Origin of the sequence: Aquicoccus porphyridii (assembly GCF_008369105.1) — a bacterium.
Classification (GTDB): Bacteria; Pseudomonadota; Alphaproteobacteria; order Rhodobacterales; family Rhodobacteraceae; genus Aquicoccus; species Aquicoccus porphyridii.
Window position 1 is genome coordinate 94,859 of sequence record NZ_VINQ01000016.1, and the last position, 7,541, is coordinate 102,399.

The window sequence follows — 7,541 nt, forward strand, 5'->3', positions numbered from 1 at the left end:
CAAGGCTCAGCCCTCACCCATCCACGCGGATATTGGCGTTGGTCGGATCATAGGGGCTGTCCTCGACCACCTCGGCGGGCCAGAGCTTGTCCTGCATCCTGACCAACAGCTTCTGCCCCACCTTCGCCTGATCCGGCTTCACGTAACCCATGCCGATGCTCTTGCCGAAGGCCACCGAATAGCCCCCCGAGGTGAGACGACCGACGCGGGTCCCTCCGTCGCCCCGGAGGGGCGCATCAGGCAAGTATAGTGCCTCGCGGCCCCAGGGGTCGGCATCCTCCGGCCCGTCGATCAAGAGCGTCACGCATTTCGAGCGTATCCCCGTCGCCTCCATCGCCGCCTTGCCATGGAACTCCTTGTCGAGATCGACAAAGCGCGGCAGGTCGGCCTCAAGCGGTGTCGCATCGCGGCCCAGCTCGTTGCCAAACGCGCGATAGCTCTTCTCCTGGCGCAGCCAGTTCTGCGCCCGCGCACCAACGAGTTTCAGCCCGTGTTTCTCACCCGCCGCCAACAGCAGATCCCACAGGTAATTCTGCATCTCGATGGGGTGATGCAACTCCCAGCCCAGCTCGCCGGTATAGGCCACGCGGATCGCGTTGACCGGGCACATGCCCAGCTCGATCGGGCGCGCCGAAAGCCACGGGAACCGCTTGTTGGACAGCGCCGTGTCGGGGTCGGCATCGCGGATCACCTCCTTGAGGACATCCCGCGTTTTTGGCCCCGCGATGGCAAAGACGCCCCATTGCGTGGTCACGTCCTGGATCTCGATATAGCCGAACTCCCCGGCCTTGTCGGCCGCCGCCTTGCGCAGGTAATCGCCGTCATACTCGGTCCAACCGCCTGAGGACACACAGTAATACTCATGCTCCTTGATCCGCACGATGGTGTATTCGGTGCGCGTCGTACCATGATCGGTGAGCGCATAGGTCAGGTTGATCCGGCCCACGCGGGGCAGCTTGTTACAGGTGAACCAGTCAAGGAACGCGGTCGCCCCCGGCCCCTTGACCACGTGCTTGGTAAAGGCGGAGGCATCGATGAGGCCCACACCCTCGCGGATCGCCTTCGCCTCCTCGACCGCGTATTGCCACCATCCGCCGCGGCGGAAACTGCGCGCGTCGTGGTCGAAACTCTCGGGCGCATCGAGCGGCCCGTAATAGTTGGGCCGCTCCCAGCCATTCACCCATCCGAACTGCGCGCCCAGCGCCTTTTGCCGGTCATAGGCCGGGGCGGTGCGCAGCGGGCGCGCGGCAGGGCGCTCTTCATCCGGGTGGTGCAGGATATAGACGTGATCATAAGCCTCCTCGTTCTTGCGCGCGGCGAACTCGGTGGTCATCCAGCTTTGCGAAAAGCGTTTGGGATCGAGGCTCGCCATGTCGATCTCGGCCTCGCCCCCGACCATCAGTTGCGCAAGGTAATGGCCGGTGCCGCCCGCCGCCGTGATGCCAAAGGAAAACCCCTCGGCCAGCCACATGTTGCGCAGCCCCGGCGCCGGGCCGACCAGCGGATTGCCGTCGGGCGTGTAGCAGATCGGCCCGTTGAAATCGTCCTTGAGGCCCACCTCTTCCGAACTGGGAATCCGGTGGATCATGCTCATGTATTCCTCTTCGATCCGTTCGAGGTCGAGCGGGAAGAGATCGGCGCGGAAACTGTCGGGCACGCCGTATTCGAACCGCGCGGGCGCGTTGCGCTCATAGGGGCCCAGAATCCAGCCGCCCCGCTCTTCGCGGACATACCATTTCGCATCGGCATCACGCAGCACCGGGTGCTCTGCGCCACCCGCCTTGCGATAGGCGACCAGCGCAGGATCGGGTTCGGTCACGATGAACTGGTGCTCGACCGGGATCGCCGGCATCTTGATGCCCAGCATCTTCGCGGTGCGCTGCGCGTGGTTGCCGCTCGCCGTCACCACATGCTCGGCGCTCACCACCACCTGCTCTTCGCCGGGCACGAGGTTGCCGCCGCGCTCGATCATCTTGGTCAGCGTCACGTCCCAGTGATCGCCTTTCCACTCGAACCCGTCGGCCTGCCACTTGCGCTCGATCGCGACCCCGCGCTGCCGCGCCCCCTTGGCCATCGCCATGGTCAGGTCGGCCGGGTTGATATAGCCATCCGTCGGGTGATAGATCGCGCCTTCCAGGTCCTCGGTGCGCACCAATGGCCAGCGTTCCTTGATCGCATCCGGGGTCATCCACTCATAGGGCACGCCACAGGTCTCGGCGGTCGCGGCATAGAGCATGTATTCATCCATCCGCGCTTGCGTCTGGGCCATGCGCAGGTTGCCGACGATGAAGAACCCGGGGTTGAGGCCGGTTTCCTCTTCCAGCGTCTTGTAGAACTCGACCGAGTACTGGTGGATATGGGTCGTCGCATAGGACATGTTGAACAGCGGCAGGAGCCCGGCCGCATGCCAGGTCGAGCCGCTGGTCAACTCGTCCCGCTCGATCAACATCACATCGGACCACCCGGCGCGCGCAAGGTGATAGGCAATCGACGTGCCGATGGCACCGCCGCCGACGACAAGGGCTTTGACTTGGGTCTTCATGATCTTCGACTCCCCGGGGAATGCATTCGTCCCCCATATGGCCGAAACCACGCAGTCCTCGCATCGTTCATCCGACCGCTGATCACATAAAAACGACCCACCCCTGATCAGACCGGGGCGCGGGCCGATGTTTCACGATATCGCGACGGATCAGTTGCCGACCGTGCAGCGCTTGATCGCACCTTCGTAAGAGCACTTGCCCGACCCGAAACCGGCGCGTCCCTGGCCCGAGCGCTGCACCACCGTCGCCTCGCCCTGCCCGGCCGGGCCTGCCGTGCCACCCGTCCCGGCGCTATCGCCGTTGAAAAGCCCGCCCAGCTTGCGCATCACGCCATCGGCCTCGCCCGGCTGTTCGACGGCGGAGGATTCGGGCACGCCCGCCTCCTCCGGCCCCTCCGCAACCGCCACCTCCGGCGCGTTGTCCGTGCTCTCTTCCGGGTTCCCGGCCCGCATCTGCGAAAAACGCTCGGTGACGGTCTGCGCATAATCCGCCAGACCCAGAGTGCCCAGCGGCACCTCCGCCCTCACCGATTGCTGATGATAATCCACCCCGGCACCGACAAGCACCGCAATGGCAAGAAAACCGGCCGCAAACGGGTTGATCATGGGCTGCCTCCAAAGCGGGTCGGCGTCAGGCATGCCCGCAAAATGCGGCAGAACTGGGCTGGCGTCGGGCCGAATCCTTGGCGCCGGGGCGCATCACTCCCCGATCGCGATCCCTTCACGGCGCGGATCGGCCCCGCCGGTCAGCCCATCCTCACCCAGCGCAATCGCGTGCAGCCCGGAGTTAAGCGCCCGCGTCTCGACATTGAACCCCAACGCTTTCAATGGCTCGCCCAGCGCCGCCGCCGCGCTGCCTTCTTCAACGTCATAGGTGCCGAACCGGTTGACCAGATGCGGCAAGGTCACCGCCTGCTGCACGTCCATACCCCAATCAATATGCGCGACGATCGTCTTGGCGACATAGCCGATGATCCGGCTGCCCCCGGGGCTGCCCACCACCAGAGCCGGCTCGCCATCCTTCAACACGATGGTCGGCGCCATGGATGAGCGCGGCCGCTTGCCTGGCTCGACCCGGTTGGCCACGGGCACCCCGTCGCGGTGGCTGCGAAACGAGAAATCGGTCAATTCGTTGTTGAGCAGAAACCCCGCCACCATCAGCCGCGAACCGAACGCGTTCTCGATGGTCGTCGTCATCGACAACGCATTGCCATAGGAATCGACGATCGAGATATGCGAGGTCGAGGGCAGTTCAATCGCGTCGTCATCGGCCCAGTTGAGCGCATGGTCGAATTCCGGCTCTCCCGGTTCGACCTCGCTCAACGCCGTATCGCGACGCAAGAGCGCGGCGCGGCGTGCCATGTAATCGGCCTCCACCAGCCCCTTGACCGGCACCGGCACAAAGTCGCTGTCGGCCATGTAGCGGCCCCGGTCGGCAAAGGCGAGACGGCTGGCATCGCCGATCAATCTCCACGCCTCGGCGCTCTCCGGCCCCATCTCCGCAAGGTCGAAATCCGACAAGAGCCCAAGGATCTGCCCCACGGTCAGCCCCCCGGAACTCGGCGGCCCCATGCCACAGACCTCGTGCCCGCGATAAGGCACGCAGACCGGCGCGCGCTCGATCACATCGTAAAGGCTCATGTCGAGCTCACTCAAACGACCGGGATTGCCCTCGGCACCCTGCACCTTTTCGACGATGGCCTTGGCGATCCTGCCGACATAGACCTGCCGCGCGCCCTGCCCCGCGATGGTCCGCAACGTCGCGGCATATTCCGGATTGCGCAGCAATTGCCCCTCGGCCACCGGATGCCCGTCAGGCAGGAAATAGGACCGCGCCACCGGATCACGGCCCAGCCGCTCGGCATCCGCCGCCACCAGCATGGCAAGGCGCGGCGACACGATGAACCCTTCTTCGGCCAGCCGTATCGCATCGGAAAACAGCCCCGCCCAATCCGACCGGCCCCAGCGCGCATGCGCCGTCTGCATCAGCGCGGGCGTGCCCGGCACCCCCACCGACCGGCCACCCACCACCGCGTCGAAGAATTTGAGCGGCTGGCCGTCCTGATCGAGAAACAGCGTCGGCCCGGCACTCAGCGGCGCCTTTTCCCGCCCGTCAAGCGTGGTGGTCTCGCCGCTCTCGCCATCATGCCACAAGAGGAACGCACCGCCGCCAAGCCCCGAGCTTTGCGGCTCGACCAGCCCCAGAACCGCCTGCACCGCGACCATCGCATCCGCCGCCGTGCCGCCCGCCGCCAGAACCCGTGCGCCGGCCTCCGCGGCATAGGGGTTGGCCACCGCCACCATCCAGTCTTGCGCCGTGACCGGCACGCCCGCGGCCTTGGCCTCCTGCGCCGCAGCACTCATCCCGCTGATCGCCTGCTGCCCGGTCTCGGTCGCGGCTTCGGGCACCACGGCATCGGCCGCCTCCTGCGCCCGCGCCGGCAAACCGGCCGCCCCGGCCCAGACTGCCATTGCAAGAACTGTCACCCAAAGGGGACCGCCCCGGCCCTGCCCGCTCCTTGTCATCGCGCCGTTCCTCATATCTCTGTCATCCCCGCTGCAAGACTGCGCAAAAAAGTATCACTTTGGCAATCCGTCAATACCTGTCCGTGTGATGTGGATGCGCGCCCATGCCGGGCCGCAGCCCGGGCCCGAAGCGTGGCCCATCGCACGCTGCGTTAACGCAATTTCCCGGGACATCATACCCTTTCGGATGGTGTACGCATAACAGCCGGGCAACAGCCGGGAGTCACCCCCCGATTTTCGTGCCCCGGGCGGCGTTAACCTTTTGCCTCAGAGCATCGACGGCACCACGAGATCGGGCGGGCGATGACCGTCATCGAAGGTCTTGATATTGATGATCACCTTCTCGCCCATCTCGAGCCGCCCCTCCTGCGTGGCGCTCGCCATATGCGGGCTCAGCACCACGTTCGGCAGGCTGCGCAGCTTCGGGTTGACCTCGTGACCATGCTCGAAAACATCCAGCCCCGCCCCCCCGATGTCGCCCGCCTCCAACCGCCGGACAAGCGCGTTCTCGTCGATCACCTCGCCCCGCGACGTGTTGATGAGAACCGCATCTTTCTTGAGCAATTTCAAACGTCTGGCGTTCATCAGGTGGAAGGTCGAGGGGGTGTGCGGACAGTTGATGCTGATCACGTCCATCCGTGCCGCCATCTGGTCGAGACTCTCCCAGTACGTGGCCTCGTATTGCGCCTCGATCTCCTCGCGCAACCGGCGGCGGTTGTGGTAATGGATCTGCATGCCAAAGGCGCGCGCCCGCTGCGCCACCGCCTGCCCGATCCGCCCCATCCCGAGAATGCCCAGCCGCTTGCCATGCACCCGTTGCCCCAAAAGCGCGGTCGGCGCCCAGCCGGTCCACGCGCCCTCTTTCATCCGCTCCAACCCTTCCGGAATCCGCCGCTTCACCGCCAACATCAACGCCATCGTCATGTCCGCCGTATCATCCGCCGAAACCCCCGGCGTATTGGACACAAGGATGCCCCGCTGCCGGGCCGAAGCCACGTCGATATGATCGATTCCGGAGCCGTAATTCGCAATAAGTTTCAATTGGTTGCCCGCCCGCGCCAGCAGGTTTGCGTCGATCTCGTCGGTGATTGTCGGCACCAGGATATCGGCGTTTTCCACCGCTTCCGTCAGCTCGGCCCGCGCCATCGGAGTGTCGTCCTCGCGCAGCCGGACATCAAAGAGTTCCTTCATCCGCGTCTCGACCGCTTCGGGCAAACGTCGCGTTACGACAACACTCAGACGTCCAGTTGGCATATGGGTCCTCCCTTCGCTTTCCTTGCGCGCGCGTTACTGGCAAAGTGACGGATAGTCAGCCGAGGCACAAGAACCTCTTGGCGATTTCACGAGGAATATCAGGCAGACCCATGCGCAGGGCAATTCTCACTCTTTTGGTGTTTTTCCTATCCTCGGCGAGTCTCATGGCTGGCGAGACACGGGGCAGCGTCACCAATCTTCCGATTCCCCGTTTCGTGTCGACCAAGACCGACGAAACGAACGTCAGGCGTGGACCCTCACTGACCCACCGCATCGACTGGGTGTTCCAGCGCAGGGGCATGCCGGTGGAAGTGACCGCCGAACACGGCCACTGGCGACGCGTACGCGACCGCGACGGCGCTGGCGGCTGGGTGCACTACTCGCTCCTGTCCGGTGTCCGCACCGTCATCGTCGAGCAGGACATGCTCGATGTCTTTATCACCCCCGACCCGGACGCCCCGATCAGCGCGCGCTTTGAAACAGGGGTGATTGCAAGGCTCGGAGAATGCAACGCCGATTGGTGCCACATCTCCGCAGGAGGCTACAAGGGCTGGGTCCGAAAGGCGACCTTGTGGGGGGTAGATCCCGACGAGATCCGCGATTGATCCTTCCCGCCCCCCGAGCCCGGACACACCCCGGCGGGAGTTAGGCTGTTGACGGGTGAAAAATATTGATCCCGGCTCTTGCAAGCACGCCGATCCTTGCGTAATTACCACGCCACGTTGGGGTGTAGCCAAGTGGTAAGGCAGCGGTTTTTGGTACCGTGTACCGTAGGTTCGAATCCTACCACCCCAGCCAACCATCGCCAATCAACGTCATAACGCTTCAGGCACCAGAACCGGGCCGGAAGTGCCCCAAAGAGTGCCCCCCAAGGGAATAGGTATAAGTAATGGAGAAGGAGGAGAAGGAGGGAGTATTGTATACCTAGTTGGTGGTTCCCCCCCCCTCACACTTCCTTGATCTTCTATCTCCCCCTGATCCCTTATCCTTAGGTTCCCTAGGCTGCCATTCGTTGTCCTTCGCTGTCGTCTCCCGGTGTCCTAGCCTCCGCCAGTGGCCCGTACTCGTTCTCGTGGTCATCCAGGCGTTGAATGTAGCCACGGGTCCGGGGGATTTGTCGTGATAGCATGTAGTCCTGTTTGGCTTTGGCCTGGAGGTCCGGGATCTCGTCTGCACCAACGAAATTGGATGTGGCGGGCAAATCGACCCCCACTATCGT

The 7,541-nt window shown here is 64.2% G+C and carries 6 protein-coding genes and 1 tRNA gene; 2 read left to right on the plus strand and 5 right to left on the minus strand.

Annotated features, from left to right (window positions below; all coding sequences use genetic code 11):
• Window positions 1-13: 13 nt before the first annotated feature.
• The 4 genes from FLO80_RS17290 to FLO80_RS17305 form a co-directional block, all read right to left on the minus strand.
• Window positions 14-2,542 (minus strand): GcvT family protein, encoded by a 2,529-nt coding sequence (locus FLO80_RS17290; protein ID WP_111366932.1) that lies wholly within the window; start codon window positions 2,540-2,542, stop codon window positions 14-16.
• 150 nt (window positions 2,543-2,692) lie between these two features.
• Window positions 2,693-3,148, minus strand: coding sequence for a hypothetical protein (locus FLO80_RS17295; protein ID WP_111366929.1), 456 nt, complete (start codon window positions 3,146-3,148; stop codon window positions 2,693-2,695).
• A 93-nt stretch (window positions 3,149-3,241) separates the two neighbouring features.
• Entirely contained in the window at window positions 3,242-5,014 is a 1,773-nt protein-coding gene (gene ggt, locus FLO80_RS17300; protein ID WP_111366927.1) for a gamma-glutamyltransferase, read from the minus strand.
• Between the two features lie 321 nt (window positions 5,015-5,335).
• Entirely contained in the window at window positions 5,336-6,322 is a 987-nt protein-coding gene (locus tag FLO80_RS17305) for a 2-hydroxyacid dehydrogenase (RefSeq protein ID WP_111366924.1), read from the minus strand.
• 110 nt (window positions 6,323-6,432) lie between these two features.
• Between FLO80_RS17305 and FLO80_RS17310 the strand changes: the two genes are divergently transcribed.
• Both FLO80_RS17310 and FLO80_RS17315 read left to right on the plus strand, forming a co-directional pair.
• Window positions 6,433-6,927, plus strand: coding sequence for an SH3 domain-containing protein (locus FLO80_RS17310; protein WP_111366922.1), 495 nt, complete (start codon window positions 6,433-6,435; stop codon window positions 6,925-6,927).
• A gap of 118 nt (window positions 6,928-7,045) precedes the next feature.
• Window positions 7,046-7,120, plus strand: a tRNA-Gln gene (locus tag FLO80_RS17315).
• Between the two features lie 199 nt (window positions 7,121-7,319).
• On the opposite strand, the gene FLO80_RS23040 is transcribed toward FLO80_RS17315, so the two are convergent.
• Window positions 7,320-7,541: hypothetical protein (locus FLO80_RS23040; protein WP_223145501.1), on the minus strand; the 222-nt coding region annotated here is incomplete at its 5' end.